The 17,622-nt window shown below is 30.1% G+C and carries 15 protein-coding genes; 12 read left to right on the top strand and 3 right to left on the bottom strand.

Features of this window, described 5'->3' with window-relative positions:
- Positions 1 to 27 precede the first annotated feature (27 nt).
- Positions 28 to 1,194, bottom strand: a complete 1,167-nt coding sequence (locus tag CSGHG_RS16570) for a MalY/PatB family protein (protein ID WP_010297885.1) — start codon at positions 1,192 to 1,194, stop codon at positions 28 to 30.
- A gap of 693 nt (positions 1,195 to 1,887) precedes the next feature.
- On the opposite strand from CSGHG_RS16570, the gene CSGHG_RS16565 reads away from it, so the two are divergent.
- The 11 genes from CSGHG_RS16565 to fsa all read left to right on the top strand — a co-directional run bounded on the left by CSGHG_RS16565 (position 1,888) and on the right by fsa (position 13,196).
- Entirely contained in the window at positions 1,888 to 3,906 is a 2,019-nt protein-coding gene (locus tag CSGHG_RS16565; protein ID WP_010297882.1) for a sigma-54 interaction domain-containing protein, read from the top strand.
- Between the two features lie 70 nt (positions 3,907 to 3,976).
- Positions 3,977 to 4,909, top strand: a complete 933-nt coding sequence (mnmL, locus tag CSGHG_RS16560) for a tRNA modification radical SAM protein MnmL/YtqA (RefSeq protein ID WP_010297877.1) — start codon at positions 3,977 to 3,979, stop codon at positions 4,907 to 4,909.
- 505 nt (positions 4,910 to 5,414) lie between these two features.
- Positions 5,415 to 6,116, top strand: a complete 702-nt coding sequence (locus CSGHG_RS16555) for a response regulator transcription factor (RefSeq protein WP_010297873.1) — start codon at positions 5,415 to 5,417, stop codon at positions 6,114 to 6,116.
- Between the two features lie 2 nt (positions 6,117 to 6,118).
- On the top strand, positions 6,119 to 7,042 hold the full coding sequence (locus CSGHG_RS16550; RefSeq protein ID WP_010297869.1) for a sensor histidine kinase: 924 nt from the start codon (positions 6,119 to 6,121) through the stop codon (positions 7,040 to 7,042).
- Positions 7,043 to 7,255: 213 nt separating this feature from the next.
- Positions 7,256 to 8,179, top strand: a complete 924-nt coding sequence (locus CSGHG_RS16545) for an ABC transporter ATP-binding protein (RefSeq protein WP_010297867.1) — start codon at positions 7,256 to 7,258, stop codon at positions 8,177 to 8,179.
- On the top strand, positions 8,172 to 8,897 hold the full coding sequence (locus CSGHG_RS16540; protein WP_010297864.1) for an ABC transporter permease: 726 nt from the start codon (positions 8,172 to 8,174) through the stop codon (positions 8,895 to 8,897). The genes CSGHG_RS16545 and CSGHG_RS16540 overlap by 8 nt, the downstream gene beginning before the upstream one ends.
- A gap of 3 nt (positions 8,898 to 8,900) precedes the next feature.
- Positions 8,901 to 9,623: an ABC transporter permease gene (locus CSGHG_RS16535; RefSeq protein WP_010297861.1), complete on the top strand. Its 723-nt coding sequence runs from the start codon at positions 8,901 to 8,903 to the stop codon at positions 9,621 to 9,623.
- A 51-nt stretch (positions 9,624 to 9,674) separates the two neighbouring features.
- Positions 9,675 to 9,884 (top strand): PspC domain-containing protein, encoded by a 210-nt coding sequence (locus tag CSGHG_RS16530; protein ID WP_010297857.1) that lies wholly within the window; start codon positions 9,675 to 9,677, stop codon positions 9,882 to 9,884.
- A gap of 861 nt (positions 9,885 to 10,745) precedes the next feature.
- A complete protein-coding gene (locus tag CSGHG_RS16520) occupies positions 10,746 to 11,714 on the top strand; it encodes a TRM11 family SAM-dependent methyltransferase (RefSeq protein WP_010297854.1) in 969 nt (322 codons plus the stop codon).
- Positions 11,715 to 11,738: 24 nt separating this feature from the next.
- Positions 11,739 to 12,446: a 2-phosphosulfolactate phosphatase family protein gene (locus CSGHG_RS16515; protein WP_010297852.1), complete on the top strand. Its 708-nt coding sequence runs from the start codon at positions 11,739 to 11,741 to the stop codon at positions 12,444 to 12,446.
- A gap of 102 nt (positions 12,447 to 12,548) precedes the next feature.
- On the top strand, positions 12,549 to 13,196 hold the full coding sequence (gene fsa, locus CSGHG_RS16510) for a fructose-6-phosphate aldolase (protein WP_010297849.1): 648 nt from the start codon (positions 12,549 to 12,551) through the stop codon (positions 13,194 to 13,196).
- 554 nt (positions 13,197 to 13,750) lie between these two features.
- Here fsa and CSGHG_RS16500 read toward each other — a convergent pair.
- Together CSGHG_RS16500 and CSGHG_RS16495 are read right to left on the bottom strand one after the other, a co-directional pair.
- A complete protein-coding gene (locus tag CSGHG_RS16500; RefSeq protein WP_010297847.1) occupies positions 13,751 to 14,971 on the bottom strand; it encodes a NupC/NupG family nucleoside CNT transporter in 1,221 nt (406 codons plus the stop codon).
- Positions 14,972 to 15,243: 272 nt separating this feature from the next.
- Complete coding sequence (locus CSGHG_RS16495) at positions 15,244 to 15,423, bottom strand: hypothetical protein (RefSeq protein ID WP_026022411.1); 180 nt, start codon at positions 15,421 to 15,423, stop codon at positions 15,244 to 15,246.
- A 796-nt stretch (positions 15,424 to 16,219) separates the two neighbouring features.
- On the opposite strand from CSGHG_RS16495, the gene murC reads away from it, so the two are divergent.
- Complete coding sequence (murC, locus tag CSGHG_RS16490; protein ID WP_010297843.1) at positions 16,220 to 17,602, top strand: UDP-N-acetylmuramate--L-alanine ligase; 1,383 nt, start codon at positions 16,220 to 16,222, stop codon at positions 17,600 to 17,602.
- Positions 17,603 to 17,622 lie beyond the last annotated feature (20 nt).

Raw genomic sequence — 17,622 nt, 5'->3', positions numbered from 1 at the left:
TAAAATCCCCCTATAGGTAATTATTTTTTATAGTTTGTCTATAGCAGTTTTTAATCTATTTAAAGCTTCTTCAATTACTGATCTTGGGCAAGCAACATTCATTCTAATGAAACCTTCACTTTCTTTTCCATACCATAAACCAAAGCCTACTTTAACTTCATTAATAGTGAATTCTTTTAATTCTTCAGCAGTCATTCCAAGTTCTCTGCAATCTATCCAAGAAAAATAAGTTCCTTCTGGTACGTAAGTTTTTAGTTTTGGAATATTTAATTCTATATAATTATTTACAAATTGTAAGTTTTCATGTAAATATTCTAATAGTTGATCTAACCATTCTTCACCGTGTCTATATGCAGCTTCAGTAGCAACTAAACTAAAACAATTGTTTCTTTTTATATCATTTATTTGTAATAAGTGATCATATGTATCTTTTTGCTTTTTATTTCCGAAAATTATTATAGATGTTTGAAGTCCAGCTAAGTTGAAAGTTTTGCTTGGAGCAACACAAGTTATAGAATTTTCAAAGAATTCTTTTGAAATAGAAGCAAATGGAGTATATTTATTATTTTTATATACTAGTTCACAATGAATTTCATCAGATACAACTTGAACTCCGTATTTAATACAAATATCACCGATTTTCTTTAATTCTTCTTTTGTCCATACTGTTCCTACTGGATTATGTGGGTTACAAAGGAAGAACATTTTCACACCAGATTTTACTTTGTTTTCAAAGTCTTCATAATCCATTTCATATCTACCATTTACTACTTTTAAAGAACTAACAAGTAATTCTCTTTTATGATCTTCTACTATTTCAAAGAATTCGTTATAAACCGGTGATTGAATTATTATCTTATCTCCAGGTTCTGTGAATTCTTGCATCATCATTACCATTCCAGGAATAACACCATGACTATGGCTCATACAATCGCTGCTTACATCCCAACCATGCCTTTTTTTATACCACTGTGAAACTGATTCAAAATAAGAATCCGGTCTTGATACATATCCAAATATTCCTTGATCTAATCTTTCTCTCATTGCATCAATTATAGGCTCAGCAGTTTTAAAATCCATATCAGCTATCCACATAGGTATAATATCTTCTCTTCCAAATTTAACTCCTAGTTCATCATATTTTGCTGCAAAATTGTTTGATCTGTCTGTAATTGTGTTAAAATTATATTTCATTTTTAAATCCTCCTTGATGAGTCTATTTTTTAATATTTTATTAAAGCAAATATCGTGCCAAGTTACATATAGAAACGAGCTCTAATTTAAATTTATACATAAAATTTTTGTTGTCAGTTGATAAAAATAAGTGCAAATGTAGTTAGTTAATAGTTAAGAATTAAGAGTTAAAAGTAATGGATGAAACTGAATAGTCAGTTTCTTTCAATTTAGAAGCATTAACCCTTGAATTTGAGATATAAAATTTTGACTGAAGCTATATCCAAAGTATATAGCCATAACAAGAAGGACAGGCGTAACAAAATATATTCTCCATAAATTATTTTTCAGTAAAATTGAAAGGTTAGCAATAAAATTTATATTAATCAAAGCCGGTCCTAGAAAAGTTATGTTCAGTATTACTAGGAGTACATCGATTAGTAATAAAATATTAATTTAAAATTTTTTATTTGATAAATTAAAAATTTAGTTTGGAACATTATAAGAATAACTAAATAAAAGATTTTAAAGAGATTTAAATAAACTTTTGGGGAAAAATAAAAAGGTAAATAGGTTAAATGGGGTAGGTTATACCCATTTAACCTATTAAAAGCTTAATAATGACTATTGAATTTTGCAATATACTTAATTTCATATTAAAATGAACATATTAAGGCATAATTAAATAGATTTTAGTAAAGTTGAGGATAAGTTATGAAGAGAATGGCAGTTGTAACAAATTTTTTATCTGTAGCAAAATTACATAAAAAAACGTTAGAAAGTTTATTTTTAGATGATATTATTGTAGACACTTATTCTTATGACAATGATAGAATTAATCATGTAATAGAGGCAGATGTATTTTTAATTTCTCTTTATTCCATATATGTAGAGATTAAAAAATATATCCCAAAGGATTCAAATGTAATTATTTTAAGCACAACCATAACAGAAGAGCAATATCAAAAAATCATAAAAATACCACCAACTTCTCAGGTGCTTTTAGTAAATTATAGTCCGGAAATGGCTCTAGAAACCTTGGCACTATTTAGACAAATTGGGTTAATTGAATATGATTTTATACCTGTTTATCCAGGAAAGAATAAAATTCCTAAGGTTGGTATTGCATTAACACCTGGAGAGAAAGATAAGGTGCCTAAATTTGTTAAGGAAGTTATTGATATAGGGCATAGAACTTTAGATATAACAACATTAAGTGATATAGCTATAAAGATAGGTTGTGAACACTTATTAAGAGAAGAAAGATTCACAAAGCATTTTAAAAATCTAAAAACACCATATTGTGGGATTTCTGTGCTACTAGATAGAGCCAACATATTAGAAAGTAGATTTTTTGAATTACTAAATATTATAGATGAGGGAATTATTCTTACAGACGTGAACGGAGTAGTGATTTCATTAAATAAAAAAGCATCTGAGATATTTAGTTTAAACTCAAAAAGTGTTGGGATGAATGTAGTAGATATTATTGATCACTTTGCTATTAGAAAAGCTATTGAAAAAAAGATTATAATTGATCAACAGTTAACAAGTATTAATAATAAGCATATTTCTTTTCAAGCGGTACCTGTTAAAACTTCAGGAGATATAAATGGTTTTTTAATAATTGCTAACATATTTGAAGAAAAGGAAAAGAGTCAGCATAAGCTAAGAACTCAATTACTTAAAAAAGGTCATACAGCAAAATATACCTTTGAAGATATAATTGGGGAAAGTAAAAGTATTATTGATACAAAAGAGATGGCTAGAAAAATGTCTAAATCAGATTCATCTATATTAATTACAGGAGAATCAGGTGTTGGAAAGGAATTATTTGCTCAAGCTATTCATAATGCATCAGGTAGAAAAAAATACCAGTTTGTAGCTATTAATTGTGCAGCTATTCCTGATAATCTTCTTGAAAGTGAGCTTTTCGGATACGAAGAAGGTGCCTTTACAGGTGCTAAAAAAGGCGGGAAAATGGGGATGTTTGAGATAGCCCATAATGGAACTGTGTTTTTAGATGAGATTGGTGAAATGCCATTACAGCTACAAAGTCGTTTGTTAAGAGTTATTCAAGAACGAGAAGTTATGAGAATCGGTGGAGAAAGCATTATTCACGTTAATATAAGAATTATAGCTGCCACTAATAAAAATTTAAAATATTTAGTTAAAAAAGGTGAGTTTAGAGATGACTTATATTATAGATTAAATGTTTTGCCATTAAAAATACCGCCATTGCGCCATCGCGGAAATGATATATTAATATTGTTTGATTATATAAAAGAGAAAATAGATGCAGATTATGAACTATCTGATGGGGCAAAAGAATTTTTGTTGAGCTATGAATGGGAAGGCAATTTAAGAGAACTTGGAAACTGCATTGAATATTTGGCTTATCTTGAAAAAGATAAAATTGAAGTAAAAGATTTGAAAAGAATATTTGAAAGAGAAGATGAAGAAACATCAAAAGACATTGAATTTGATGATTCAATAGATTGTAGAATCTTTGTATTAAAATGTTTATATGAAAGTAGAAAAGAATTAAAAGGTATTGGTCGTAGAAATATATTAGATAAAGCTAAAGAAAAAGGGATATTCATAACGGAAAATGAGGTAAGGAAAACACTTAATAATTTATTAGCTGAAGAGCTTATTATTGTTAGAAAAGGACGTGGAGGAACAATTTTAACTCAAAAGGGTGTAAAAGAAGTGTTAGAAATTTTATCATAAAGGTTATAATCAAGTAAAAAATATTTAAGTTTATTTTTATTGAAAAAAGATATACATGAAAGGATTAGATATGAGTAAAGATTGGAATGGTAAAAAATATCATAGTTTAAACTACTTTTTAAGAAATAAATTTGGGGAGAAGATATTTAAAATCTCTTTAGATGCAGGATTTTCATGTCCTAATAGGGATGGTAAAGTTAGCAAAGGAGGTTGCGTTTTTTGCTCAGAAAGAGGGTCTGGAGATTTTGCTGGTGATAGAAATTTTTCTATAACTAAGCAATTTGAAGATATAAAAGAAATGATGAGTAAAAAGTGGAAAGATGGAAAATACATAGCTTATTTTCAAGCATACACTAATACATATGCAGATGTAGAAACTTTAAGAGCTAAATATGAAGAAGCAATAAGTCAGCAAAATGTTGTAGGCCTTGCAATTGCTACAAGACCAGATTGTTTTAATAAAGAAATTTTTGATTTAATTGAGGAATATTCAAAGAAAATATATACTTGGGTAGAACTTGGTCTTCAAAGTTCTAAGGATGAAACAGCAAAGTTAATAAATAGAGGATATCAACTAGAAACATTTGAAAACACTGTTAATGAGCTGAAAAAGAGAAATATTGATGTAGTAGCACATATTATATTTGGTCTACCAAAAGAGACAAGAGAAGATATGATAAATACAATAAAATATATTTCTAACACCGGTATACAAGGGGTAAAATTACACCTATTACATGTAATGAAAAATACACCATTAGAAAAACTATACGAAAATGGTATGGTTGAATTTATGACACAAGAAGAATATGTAGATTTAATTTGTGAAGCTATAACCTTATTGCCAAAAGATATGGTAGTACATAGATTAACAGGGGATGCACCGAGAAGTCTTTTAATAGGACCAATGTGGAGTCTTAAAAAGTGGGAAGTTTTAAATGCTATAGACAATAATTTAAAAGAAAAAGATTTATACCAAGGAAAGAATTTCAAAAAAATCTAAGTATGGGGCTCTAATAATGAACTTTAAATTTATGTATAGGGTTCCAAGTTGACTTTTAAAATTATCAATTCCAAAACCTGGATACCTAAAATAGTGAGATATGCTCCGAATCACTTAGAATTCAACACTGCATCTTGTATGAAAATATTTTAAGGTTATTGAATAAATTTAAGTTTTAGCTTGTTTCCCTATATTTATCAAATGAGAAAACTTAAGATTAACATCATACTAATAGTTGACAGCTTATTTTAGTTAAGAGTTAATAGTAAATAGTTAACTATTAACTAATTATATTTGTACTTATTTTTTCTTAATTGATAACAAAAATTTAATCAATAAATTTAAATGTAAGCTTGTTTCCATATATAATATAGAAATTTATTTAAACTTGAATTGTTTCATTAATAAAATGTATTAGATTATAAGGAAGAAGTTAGATGATACTGAAAGATGCTGAGAAGTGGACTGATGGCAGATTGAAAAAAGAAAAGGAAAGTGATAAATAATGAATACCGTACTGATGATTGATGATGATAAAGAGCTCTGCTCACTTATAAAGAAGTGTTTGGATAATGAAGAGATGTCTACTCTCGTAGCATTCAGCGGTAGCGTGGGACTTAAAGTTTTGGACGAAAACAAAGACAATCTTTCTCTTATTATTCTTGATGTGATGTTACCCGATTTAGACGGATTTAGTATCTTAAAAAGAGTAAGAGAAATAAGCAATGTACCTGTTTTAATGCTCACTGCAAAAAACAGTGAAGAAGATAAAATAATAGGTCTGAGAACAGGTGCAGATGATTATTTAACGAAACCCTTTAGTATCAATGAATTGACTGCACGGGTAACCTCTCTTATACGCCGCTTTACAACACTTAACAACACACCCAATACACAAAAAGGGCATTTAATCCTTAAAGGGATGACAATAGATATAGATAATCGCATTGTTTGTGTAAACGATGAACAAATTGACTTAACAGGAAAAGAATTTGATTTGTTATTATTTTTAGCTAATAATAAAGGACGTGTCTATACAAAAAAACAGATTTATACACAAGTTTGGGAGGATGACTATGCTTTTGATGGTAGCAATATCATGTCGTTTATAAGCAAGCTCAGAAAGAAAATTGAACCAAGCTCCGATAATACTTTTTATATTCAAACTGTCAGAGGCGTTGGGTATCGCTTTAATAGGGAGGCTTAGAGATGGGGCTTACTGAATTTCTTATAATCTTATCCGGTATGTTACTAATTGTTGTTTTTTATCTCGGTTCAAAACTATACAGAACAAAACAGCAAATCAGCGTAATACAAGAAGCTGTAACGGACATTAAAGATGGAAATTTAAACCGCAAAATACTTACAAGAGAAAATGACATGACAAGGCAGATTTGCTATGACTTAAATGCAATTACCACAGATATGCAAGTAACACTCATAAGTCAAAGGCAATCTGAGCAGGCATATAAACGCTTGATGACAAGTCTCTCTCACGATGTTAAAACACCGTTGACATCTCTTGTAGGTTACTTGGAAGCGATAGAAAAAAACATTGTCACGGGGAAAGAAAAGGACGAATATATCGAAGTTGCAATTGGTAAAGCATACAGTCTAAAAGAGTTTACAGAACGACTTTTTGAATGGGTAAAACTAGATGCAAGAGAACAACTATTTCATTTTGAAGTGTGCGATGTCAATGAACTTTCTCGTAGCATTGCTGCCGATTGGATTATTATTATAGAAAATAATAATTTCGACTATGAAATCAATATTCCCGAAACAGAATGTCTTGCTCGAATTGATATAAATTCTTATACTCGAATTTTGAACAACCTTTTTCAAAATGTTATTGCTCATAGTAAAGGCACAAAACTTGTTTTTGATTTATACGAAGATGAAAAACAAGTCACGGTAAAGGTTTCGGATAACGGAATAGGTATACCGAGTGATGAATTGTCACATATCTTTGAAAGAATGTATCGAGGGGATAAATCTCGAATGACTGCAGGAGCAGGACTTGGATTGTCTATCACGAAAGAACTTGTATCTGTTCATAAGGGCACCATTGACGTTGAAAGTACTTTAAAAGGCTCTACAACATTCACTATTATTTTACCAAAAGCTCTATAGCTCTGTCTTAGGCAGGGCTTTTTTTGGGTGAATAATAAGGCACAATCTTTGACTTGTTATTTCTTTTCAAGTGCCTAAAAGCAAGGAAAGAACAAGATTACGGCAAGGTTATGGCAAGGTTGATGATTTATACTTTTAATTGTAAGTGATTCTACCGTCATATTGGTTATTATATTGCCAAAACAAGGGTATTGAAAGTAAGGAGATTTTAATATGAATGATTTTATAATTGAAACAAAACAATTGACTAAAATTTATGGAGAGCAGACAGCAGTTAATTCAGTGAACCTCCATGTAAAAAAAGGTCGTATTTATGGATTATTAGGGCGTAATGGAGCAGGTAAAACCACTATTATGAAAATGATTTTAGGGTTGACTCCAATCGCTTCCGGTCAGGTAAATGTATTCGGACAGAATATCAAAGGTCGAGAGAAACGAGTGTATCCCCGTATCGGTGCTATTATCGAAACACCGGGTTTTTATCCAAATTTGACAGGAACAGAAAACTTGGAAATTTTTGCGAAGCTACGTGGTACAGTTGCCCCGAACGCAGTTGAAAATGCATTGAAAGTAGTAGGATTACCTTATAAAGATAAAAAGTTGTTTAGTAAGTATTCTCTTGGAATGAAGCAGCGTCTTGGTATTGCTAACGCTATTATGCACGACCCAGAACTACTGATTTTGGACGAACCTATAAATGGTCTTGACCCTATTGGCATTGCAGAAGTAAGAGATTTTATCAAAAAATTGAGCGTTGAACATGGAAAAACAATCCTTATTTCCAGTCATATTCTTTCGGAAATCTCATTATTGGCTGATGATATTGGAATTATTGACCACGGTGTTCTTTTAGAAGAAAGTAGCATGAACGAACTGGAAAAGAAAAACCGCAGCTATATCATGTTGCAAGTTTCAGATATTCCGAAAGCTTCACTAATTTTAGAACGAGAATTCAATTTGAAAGATTATTCTGTTCAAGATGATGAAACTCTACGACTTTATGACACTACTTTAGATATAGGAAAAATCAATAGAGCCCTTGTAATGCAGAATATAACTGTTATTAGTTCGGTGCTTTGTCATGATACCTTAGAGGAATATTTCAAAAAAATTACAGGAGGTGAAGGCATTGCTTAACCTTATTCAAACAGAATTTCTTAAACTGCGCCGCAAAAAGACTATTTGGCTCATGTTGTTAGCTGCTCTCATTATGCCGTTTTTCGCACTATTTTTTGTGGGTAAAGGTGTTGACCCGAGAGAGTATTATAGATGGTCAGCATTCAATTTTACTCCTATCATTATCTTACCTGTTATTTTGGGAATACTTAGTACCATGCTTATGCACGAAGAAAATCAGTATGATACGCTCAAACAACTTTGGATTGTTCCTATCAGCAAAATGGGATACCTTTTTAGTAAATTTTTTGTGGTTTTGGTTTACTCCATTTGTTTCATGCTAATTACATTCGTAGCTTCCGTTATGGTTAGCGTGCTTTCAGGATATGTGGTATTTGAATGGTGGAGCGTATTATATTTGCTGAAAAAATGTTTAGAAATTGGTGTTATTATTGCTTTTGCAATGTTGCCGATTTTAGCAATAACCTCATGGCAAAAGGGATACATTCTCCCAATTTCTATCACCTTGGTTTATGCTTTTTTCCCAATTTTCACAATGCTTGTAAATATGTATATACATCCCTTATCCAGTATGACAGTTATAATCGGGCGAAATAACGATATTCCCCGTTGGTCGTCACAAGGAAGTAACGTTCCGTTAGCGTTTCTTTGTATTTGCGTTTGGGATATTATTGCAGTATTTATTGCAAATATCGCATTGAAAAGAAATGAGGTGTAAATAATGCGAAATTTATTTTGGGCTGAACTCCAAAAGATTCGCCGTTTAAATATTGTTTGGATTACAATTTTTGCAACAGTTATGGTAGCAGGTGTTGTTTTTATAGAGGGATGGTTTACACATGATATAGACAGTGCAGGATGGTATATGACTATGGCTCAGCCTTTGGCAACAATTTTTATTATTCCTGCACTCATTTCTCTTTTGGGAAGTTATATGATTTGTCGTGAAGAAGATGAGGACACTATAAAATCTTTACTAATTATTCCTATAAATGAAACAAAATTAATTGCTACAAAAATGATTATTACTTTTTTATTCAGCATTTTCATTTATTTGCTGCTCTTTGCAATAGCATTTTTCACTGAGGCAATATTACATTTTTATGATTTATCGGTAGGAATGGTTTTAGATTTTATGAAAATATATTTTCTTCAAGGTGTTGGAATATTCCTTGCTATCTCGCCTATTATTGCTTTGGTATCATATATGAAAAAAGGTCATTGGATTGCATTATTACTAACTGAAATGTACTCTTTTGCTGGAATAATCGCGTGGAGGTCAAAAATATTAATAACATTCTATCCTATTTCAGCAGTATTTGGGGTTTCAGGTTCCAGTGATGCTACTGCCCAAAGTCGGATAGTAAGTAGTATAGTCTTGTTACTATGTGGTTGCCTTTCTGTTTTTATACTGAAGCGTTTCAAATATATTGAGAAAAATTAGTCATAGGCTTAGACGTAGGGCAGAAGAACAATGATAGAAAGGTAAATATTCATGAAAAAAAGATTATATAGAATTAAAAAAGGGAAATGGATTGCTGGTGTTTGTGGTGGTATTGCTAAATATTTTGATGTAGATCCTAAAATTGTACGTTTGCTTTTTGCAGTATTTTTTGCAGTATACGGAAGTGGGTTATTGGCATATATCTTATTTGCGATTTTTATCCCAATAGAGCCTAAAAAACAGATGAAAACAAATGTGTAAAAATTGACAATGGACAAAGGACAATTGACAATTTAGGTTGAAACTGGATCGCCAGTTTCTTTGGAATTGCTAGGGACTGGCTTTGAATTTTTAGATATAAGTATAAAGTTAGGAGAGCATCAGATATTAGCAAAGAAAATAAATTTACCGTGCCTGTCCCATTTGTTATGGAGCTAATACTGGAAGGAGTTGATTGTTTAGGTGTGTTGCTAAAACAGGTGATGGGGACCGACTTAGAACAGCATTAGAGAGAATCTAAAATCAACAAAAGTATCTGGCCCTAAGTATAGTAAAGTAGCCAATAACGCGTCTGTCCCTCTTGTGATGGAGGTATAACTTAGGATAGATGCTTATTTAGTTGAGGTAGAAAGTTTTGAAAAATTGACATTTGACAATGTTGGAGGAAACTAGAGCTTAGTTAGTTAAGAGTTAATAGTTAAAATTTAAGAGTTCTTGAGGAAACTGGACTACCAGTTTCTTTTTAATTTAGGGGAGTAAATTCTAAGCTTGAGAGATTAAACTAACAAAAGCTATATTCAGAGTTTATATCCGTAACAAGAAGGACAGGCGTATCAAAATATATTTTCCATAAGTTATTTTCACAGTGAAATCATAAAGTTATCAATAAAAATTAAAGTAATCAAAGCCGGTCCTTAAGATAGTTAATAGTTCAGGATGAAAGTGGGAAACCACTTTCTTTTTAATCTATTAATATAATTTGCCTTGCAAATTTATATAAAAGTACGTTTAGTATTACTAGGAGCGAAGTAAGTAGTAATACCACTTAGGAAAATAAAGGTATATTAATTGACTTTACAAAATTAAAATACTACAATCAAGGTGTGAAAAGGACGTGTTTAAATGATGGATTTAATTATGGAAAATGAAATAGACAAAAATAAAAGTAAAGAGTATTTTTACGTTATCAATTATCCTACATATGAAGAAGAACTATGTAATTTAGAGATGAAGTGCATTTTTAATGATGTATCAAAGGAAAAATATATTTTTTCTAATAACTGCGTAAATCCTTCTAGAAGTCCTTTTATAAAAGAAAAAATATCTATAATATATTCAGCAAATACTTTAGAAGAAATAGTTGAAAAAATTATTGAAGATAAGTTAGCCTATGAACAGTTTAAAGTTTGTTATGTGAAAGCCATACAAAATGACCCATTATCTTATCAGGAGAGGCTTAATGCATTAAAAGAGGTTGGATTTGTTATAAAGGGATATCCTAATTTACAATCGCCTAAAGTACTTTTAGGGGTAAGTAAGATAGGTGATAGATGGATATTTGGTGAATATGAAAAGAATGATTATGAGTGGCATATACACGATGAAAAACCATATTCGTACTCAAATGGATTAAGTGTAAGAATGTCTAGAGCTATAGTTAATATTGCAATTGAAAACAATTTTGAAAGTAAATTAGTTGACCCTTGTTGTGGTATAGGAACTGTTGTTATAGAAGCAAGCTCACTTGATTTAAATATTAAAGGTTATGAAATAAGCAGAGCTATAGGGCAAAATGCAAAGAAAAATCTTAAGTTTTTTGGTTATAAAGATGTTATAACAATTGGAAACATGCATGATATAGAAGAAAAATTTGATGTTGCAATTGTAGATATTCCTTACGGACTATTTTCACCAACAACACTTAAAGACCAGTTGGATATTATAAAAACAGCTCGTAAAATTGCAAAGAAAATGATAATTATAACCTTCGAAGATATGGATAATCATATAATCTCACAAGGTTTTAAAATTATAGATAAATGTTGTGTAAAAAAAGGCAATTTTAAAAGGTATATAGAAATATGTAAATAAAGCATATGAAAGGAAGTTATTTTTATGAACATAGACATTATAATATCAGCAAGTGACATAAAAAAAGAAAAAATAGAGGGAAAAACAGTTGTAGTTATAGACGTTTTAAGAGCAACATCTGTTATGGTAACAGCTCTTAAAAATGGCTGTGAAAAAGTAATCCCTGTAAAAGAAGTTGATGAGGCTATAGAAATTGCAAAAAATGATAGAAGTAGATATATTTTAGGTGGAGAAAGAAATGCACTTAAAATAGAGGGATTTGATTATTCAAATTCACCGTTAGAATACACTAAAGATGTAATTGAAGGAAAGACTGTTATTATGACAACTACTAATGGAACACAGGCAATAAAAAATGCAGATTGTGCAGAAAGAATAATAATAGCTTCAATGATTAACGGACAAGCTGTAGCTGATGAAATTGTAAAAGAGAATAAAGATGTAGTATTTATAAATGCAGGAACATATGGTCAATTTTCAATGGATGACTTTATAACAAGTGGATACATAATATCAAGAATAAAAGAAAAAATAAGTGTAAAACTAACAGATATAGCAACAACATCATTGTATATTTATGATAACAATAAAGATATAACATCCTTTGTAAAGGGAGCAACACACTATAAAAGAATACTAGAACTAGGATTGGAAGATGACTTAGAATATTGTTTATCTAAGGATATAACAGACATAGTTCCAGAGTACAAAAATGGAATTATAAAAGCATAAAAAGCCAATTGGAAAGTAAGAATTTTCAATTATAATGTAGTGTGATATAATTACCATGTAAATTATAATATTGTTAAAGAATGAAAGGTGTGAACTAAATAAATGAAATTATTTATAGATACAGCTATAACAGAAGAAATAAAAAGAGCTAATGATATGGGTATAATATGTGGTGTTACAACTAACCCATCTTTAATAGCTAAGTCAGGAAGAGATTTTAAAGAAGTTATAAAAGAAATAACATCAATAGTTGATGGTCCTATAAGTGCAGAAGTTATAAGCTTAGAATGTGAAGGAATGGTTAGCGAAGCATTAGAGCTTGTTAAAATTCACAAAAACATAGTTATAAAACTTCCAATGACAGAGGAAGGATTAAAAGCAACTAAAGTTTTAAGTGCAAAAGGAATAAAAACAAATGTAACTTTAATATTCTCAGCAGCACAAGCTTTACTTGCAGCTAGAGCTGGCGCAACTTATGTAAGTCCATTCTTAGGAAGATTAGATGATATAGGAATGGAAGGAATGAACTTAATAGAAGAAATCGTTGATATTTTCGATATACACGGAATAGAAACAGAAATAATAGCAGCAAGTGTAAGAAATCCTATCCATGCAACAAAAGCAGCTAGATTAGGAGCTCACATTGCTACAGTTCCACTAAACGTATTATTACAAATGACAAAACACCCATTAACAGATGCAGGAATAGAAAAATTCCTAAAAGATTGGGAAACAGTACCTAAAAAATAGTTAATAAGGATGATTATTTATTTAATTATGCCTAAGCACCCCTAGAAAGAAATTTCTAGGGGTTTTTTATGGAAAGATGATTATTTATTTTTTGCGCTTTTTAAGTAATAATATTTCATAAAAAACTGTGTAAGATGTAAATAACATTATAAAAGAAATTTCCTCTCTTTGATTCATATTATATGTTGCAAGAACTATTAGGAGAGGGAAAAAAATAAAAATTTGAAGGAACCTAAGTGTTTGAATCTTTTTCAAAGTACCACTCCTAACTTCCAAATATTAGTATATTAATATTTTTTCATTAATATGAGTAAATGTAAATAAGTTTATTTCTACAGTTTTTTTATGAAATAATAAATACTGTCGAAGAATAACTTATACAAAGTTATAGATGTTAATTTAAGATAATTTAAGATTTATATAATTAAATTTAGACTATTTTTTTATAATAAAAAGGGAATTTATGGGAAAAATTTTATACAATAAAAAAAGATAAACCTATAATTTAAGGTTTATCTTTTTATTTATATGTTATAAAAGATTGACTGATTTAATTAAGATAATAATCCTGCAATTGTAGCAGTCATAAATGCTGATAAAGAACCAGCAAGTACAGCTCTTAAACCAAGTTTTGCAACATCTTTTCTCTTCTCAGGAGCAAGACTTCCTATAGAACCTATTTGTATAGCTATAGAGCTGAAGTTTGCAAATCCGCAAAGAGCATAAGTTAAGATTATAACAGTTTTTGGTGAAAGTGCATTACTAGCTATTAATGGTGAAAGGTTACTATAAGCAACAAATTCGTTTAAAACAACCTTTTGTCCTAAAAGATTTCCAGCAACGCTGATATCTTGGCCAGGAACTCCCATTAAGTATGCTATAGGCGCAAATAATTTACCAAAAATCCAGTTTAAACTTAAGAAGTCAGCGCCAAAAATGCCGCCTACAAGTCCTAAAATATAGTTTAAAAGAGCAATTAAAGCAACGAATGCAATTAAAAGTCCACCAACGTTTATCGCAATTTGAATACCTTCCATTGCTCCGTTAGATGCAGCTTCAATTACGTTTGTAGCTGTTTTTTCATCTTTTAACTCAACAGAACCTTTAGTTACAGGTTCCTCAGTTTCTGGAATTAAAATCTTAGCCATTACAAGTCCTGCTGGAGCAGCCATAACACTAGCAGCAAGTAAGTGACTAGCACTAACTCCCATTGCAACATATCCAGCCATAACACTACCAGCAACAGTAGCCATTCCACCAACCATTACGGCAAATAACTCAGATCTAGTCATTTTGCTTAAGTAAGGTTTTACTATAAGTGGAGCTTCATTTTGACTTAAGAAAATATTTGAAACAGCAGAAATAGTTTCTGCACCACTAGTTCCTAAAAGTTTAGCAAGTCCTTTAGCAAATACTGAAATTATGATTTGCATTATACCTAAATGATATAAAATAGCCATAAGGGCAGAAAAGAATATTATTGTAGGTAATACTTGAAATGCAAATATAAAACCAAAAGATTGAGTATCTAGTAGATTTCCAAATAGGAAAGTACTTCCCTCAACAGTAAAGGCTAAAAGTTTATCGATTATCTTACTAAGAAATGCGAAAAAACTTTGTCCTAGTGGAACTTTTAGTACTAATAAGGCAAAAATACCTTGTAGTGATAAACCAATTCCTACAAGTTTCCAATCGATTTTCTTTCTATTCGATGAAAACAGGTAGGCAATTAGTAAAAATGAAATTATTCCTAAAATACCTATAAATTTATCCATATTCACTATTCTCCATTATTTGTATTCAATTTTTATTGAACATCTCTGCAGAGATATATTAAAAACCTATTATAATATAAAATAAAATTATACATTTTTCAACAAAATATTTATGGCAATATAGATATAGCATTCCCTAAAATTTTTGAATTAATCATTATAAATGGCTAAAGTATAAGCTTTATTATGAAAAATAGAAAAAAATAATGAAAGAGAAGTTTAAAACTTTAAACAATTTTTAAAATTAAATTTAATTTTAAAAATTAGAAAAGTTAAAATGTTACAACACATTTTAAAATCTGTAAAAGTAAAACTCCTAACCAATCACTTCCTCCAAGTTCTACATCCATCACAAGAGGGACAGACGCGTAATTGGCTACTTTGCTATTCTTTGGGATAGATACTTTTGCTGATTTTAAATTTTCTCCAATACTGCTCGAAGTCGGTCCCAAACACGTAAACAAGCAATTACTACTGATGTTAGCTCCATCACAAATGGGACAGGCACGGTAAATTTATTTACTTCGCTTAAAATTAGATGCTCTCCTAGCTTTGCACTTCTTAGCTAATAAATCAAAGCCAGTCCCCAACAATTCAAAGGGAAGTGGTTACCACTTTCCTCCTAAACTCTTAACTATTAACTATCTTAAGGACCGGCTTTGATTGCTTTAGGTTTTATTGATAACATTATGATTTAACTGTGAAAATAACTTATGGAAAATTCACTTTGGTACGCCTGTCCTTCTTGTTACGGCTGCGAACCTTGAATATATATTTAGTTTGTTTTATATCTTCAGCTTAAATTTTACTCCCTTAAATTAAAAAGAAACTGGAATCCAGTTTCAACCTGAACTATTAATTTTTAACTCTTAACTATATTAAGGGACTGGCTAACTTTTTTATTTATAATAACTAAATTTAAACAGCTGATTTTTATCTTATGGAGCTACATTAATCGTGCCTGTCCCATTTGTTATGGCTGTAAACTTTGAATTTAGCTTTAGTTAGATTTACAATTTCATCTTGTGATAATAAAAATTTGATGGATAAACTTAAATAGAAGCTTGTTTACCTATACTAATTTGATGTATTGTTAATATAAAACAAATTTGATGTGTTTTTTTACGGTTTTTGTATATAATTATAATGTAGATTTTAAATTTTAAAATTTATAGTGTCGAAGATGGAAGAGTAAGACTAAATTAATATTAGGAAATTTTTTATATTTATAGTTAGGAGTTGTTTTTAATGTCTTTTGATTTTTTAGATAATAAAAATATGACAATACATTTTATAGGTATAGGTGGAGTGAGTATGAGCGGACTTGCAGAAATACTTATAAAGAATGAATACAAGGTATCCGGTTCAGATAGATCACAAAGTTATATTACAGAAAAGCTAGAAAAGCTAGGTGCTAAAATATTTATTGGACATAATAGTTCAAATTTAGATGGAGTAGATTTAGTTGTTTATACAGCTGCTATAGCAGAAGATAATCCAGAACTTATAAGAGCTAAAAATGATGGAATTAAAATGTTAAACAGAGCCGAATTTTTAGGTTTACTTATGAAAGGTCATAAATATGGAGTTGCTATATCAGGAACTCATGGGAAAACTACAACTACATCTATGATGGCTCATGTAGGATTAAAAGAAAATATAGACCCTACTGTTTTAGTTGGTGGAAAATTAGACGCTATAGAGGGAAATGTAAGAGTTGGAGAAAGTGAATATTTTATAACAGAAGCTTGTGAATATAAAGAGTCATTTTTGAATTTTTATCCATATGTAGGGGTTATATTAAATGTTGAAGCTGACCATTTAGATTACTATAGAGATTTAAATCACGTAAAGGAAGCTTTTAAAAAATTTGTGGCTATAATACCTGATGATGGATATGTAGTTGTAAATGCAGATGATAAAAATGCTATAGATGTTATAAAGGATGCTAAATGTAATGTAATGAGTTTCGGTATAGAAAATGGTGAATACAGAGCTAAAAATATTAAATATAATGATTTAGGTTGTGGCATTTTTGATGTTTATAAAAATGAAGAAAAATTGTTTTCTATAGAATTAAATGTTCCAGGAAAACACAATGTGTTAAATGCTATGTCTGTTATTTGTAGTTCTTTAGCATTAAACATTAGTAAAGAATCAATAGTTGAAGGATTATTTAACTTTAGGGGAACTCATAGAAGATTTGAATTTAAAGGATGTAAGAATGGAATAAATGTTGTAGATGATTATGCACATCATCCTACAGAAATAAGAGCAACGTTAGAGGCTGTAAAAAACTATCCTCATAAAGATGTTTTTGTAATCTTCCAACCACACACTTATACAAGAACAATAACTTTATTCGATGATTTTGTAAATTGCTTTAAAGGAACTAAAAATCTAATTCTTGCAGATATATATGCTGCCCGTGAAAAAGATACAGGAATAGTTAGTTCAGATAAACTAGGTGATGCTATAAGAGAAACAGGAATAGATGCTAAGAATTTTCATAGTTTCGAAGAAATAGTAGATTATTTAGAAGAAAATGCAAAAGAAGAAGATTTGATCCTAACAGTAGGTGCAGGAGATGTTTACAAAATAGGAGAAATGTTTCTTGAAAACAATTTATAAAAAATAAAATAAAAAAGGTC

The organism is Clostridium senegalense JC122, from assembly GCF_000285575.1.
Lineage (GTDB): Bacteria > Bacillota > Clostridia > Clostridiales > Clostridiaceae > Clostridium_J > Clostridium_J senegalense.
Note: the sequence above shows the minus strand (reverse complement) of the source record. Positions and strands in the feature narration are given on the sequence as shown.

Excerpts from the sequence above, each read along its gene's own strand:
- CSGHG_RS16570 (WP_010297885.1), bottom strand. The coding sequence starts at position 1,194 with ATGAAATATAATTTTAACACAATTACAGACAGATCAAACAATTTTGCA.
- mnmL (WP_010297877.1), top strand. The coding sequence starts at position 3,977 with ATGAGTAAAGATTGGAATGGTAAAAAATATCATAGTTTAAACTACTTT.
- CSGHG_RS16500 (WP_010297847.1), bottom strand. The coding sequence starts at position 14,971 with ATGGATAAATTTATAGGTATTTTAGGAATAATTTCATTTTTACTAATT.
- CSGHG_RS16565 (WP_010297882.1), top strand. The coding sequence starts at position 1,888 with ATGAAGAGAATGGCAGTTGTAACAAATTTTTTATCTGTAGCAAAATTA.
- CSGHG_RS16555 (WP_010297873.1), top strand. The coding sequence starts at position 5,415 with ATGAATACCGTACTGATGATTGATGATGATAAAGAGCTCTGCTCACTT.
- CSGHG_RS16515 (WP_010297852.1), top strand. The coding sequence starts at position 11,739 with ATGAACATAGACATTATAATATCAGCAAGTGACATAAAAAAAGAAAAA.
- CSGHG_RS16535 (WP_010297861.1), top strand. The coding sequence starts at position 8,901 with ATGCGAAATTTATTTTGGGCTGAACTCCAAAAGATTCGCCGTTTAAAT.
- CSGHG_RS16520 (WP_010297854.1), top strand. The coding sequence starts at position 10,746 with ATGATGGATTTAATTATGGAAAATGAAATAGACAAAAATAAAAGTAAA.
- CSGHG_RS16530 (WP_010297857.1), top strand. The coding sequence starts at position 9,675 with ATGAAAAAAAGATTATATAGAATTAAAAAAGGGAAATGGATTGCTGGT.
- murC (WP_010297843.1), top strand. The coding sequence starts at position 16,220 with ATGTCTTTTGATTTTTTAGATAATAAAAATATGACAATACATTTTATA.
- CSGHG_RS16550 (WP_010297869.1), top strand. The coding sequence starts at position 6,119 with ATGGGGCTTACTGAATTTCTTATAATCTTATCCGGTATGTTACTAATT.
- CSGHG_RS16545 (WP_010297867.1), top strand. The coding sequence starts at position 7,256 with ATGAATGATTTTATAATTGAAACAAAACAATTGACTAAAATTTATGGA.
- fsa (WP_010297849.1), top strand. The coding sequence starts at position 12,549 with ATGAAATTATTTATAGATACAGCTATAACAGAAGAAATAAAAAGAGCT.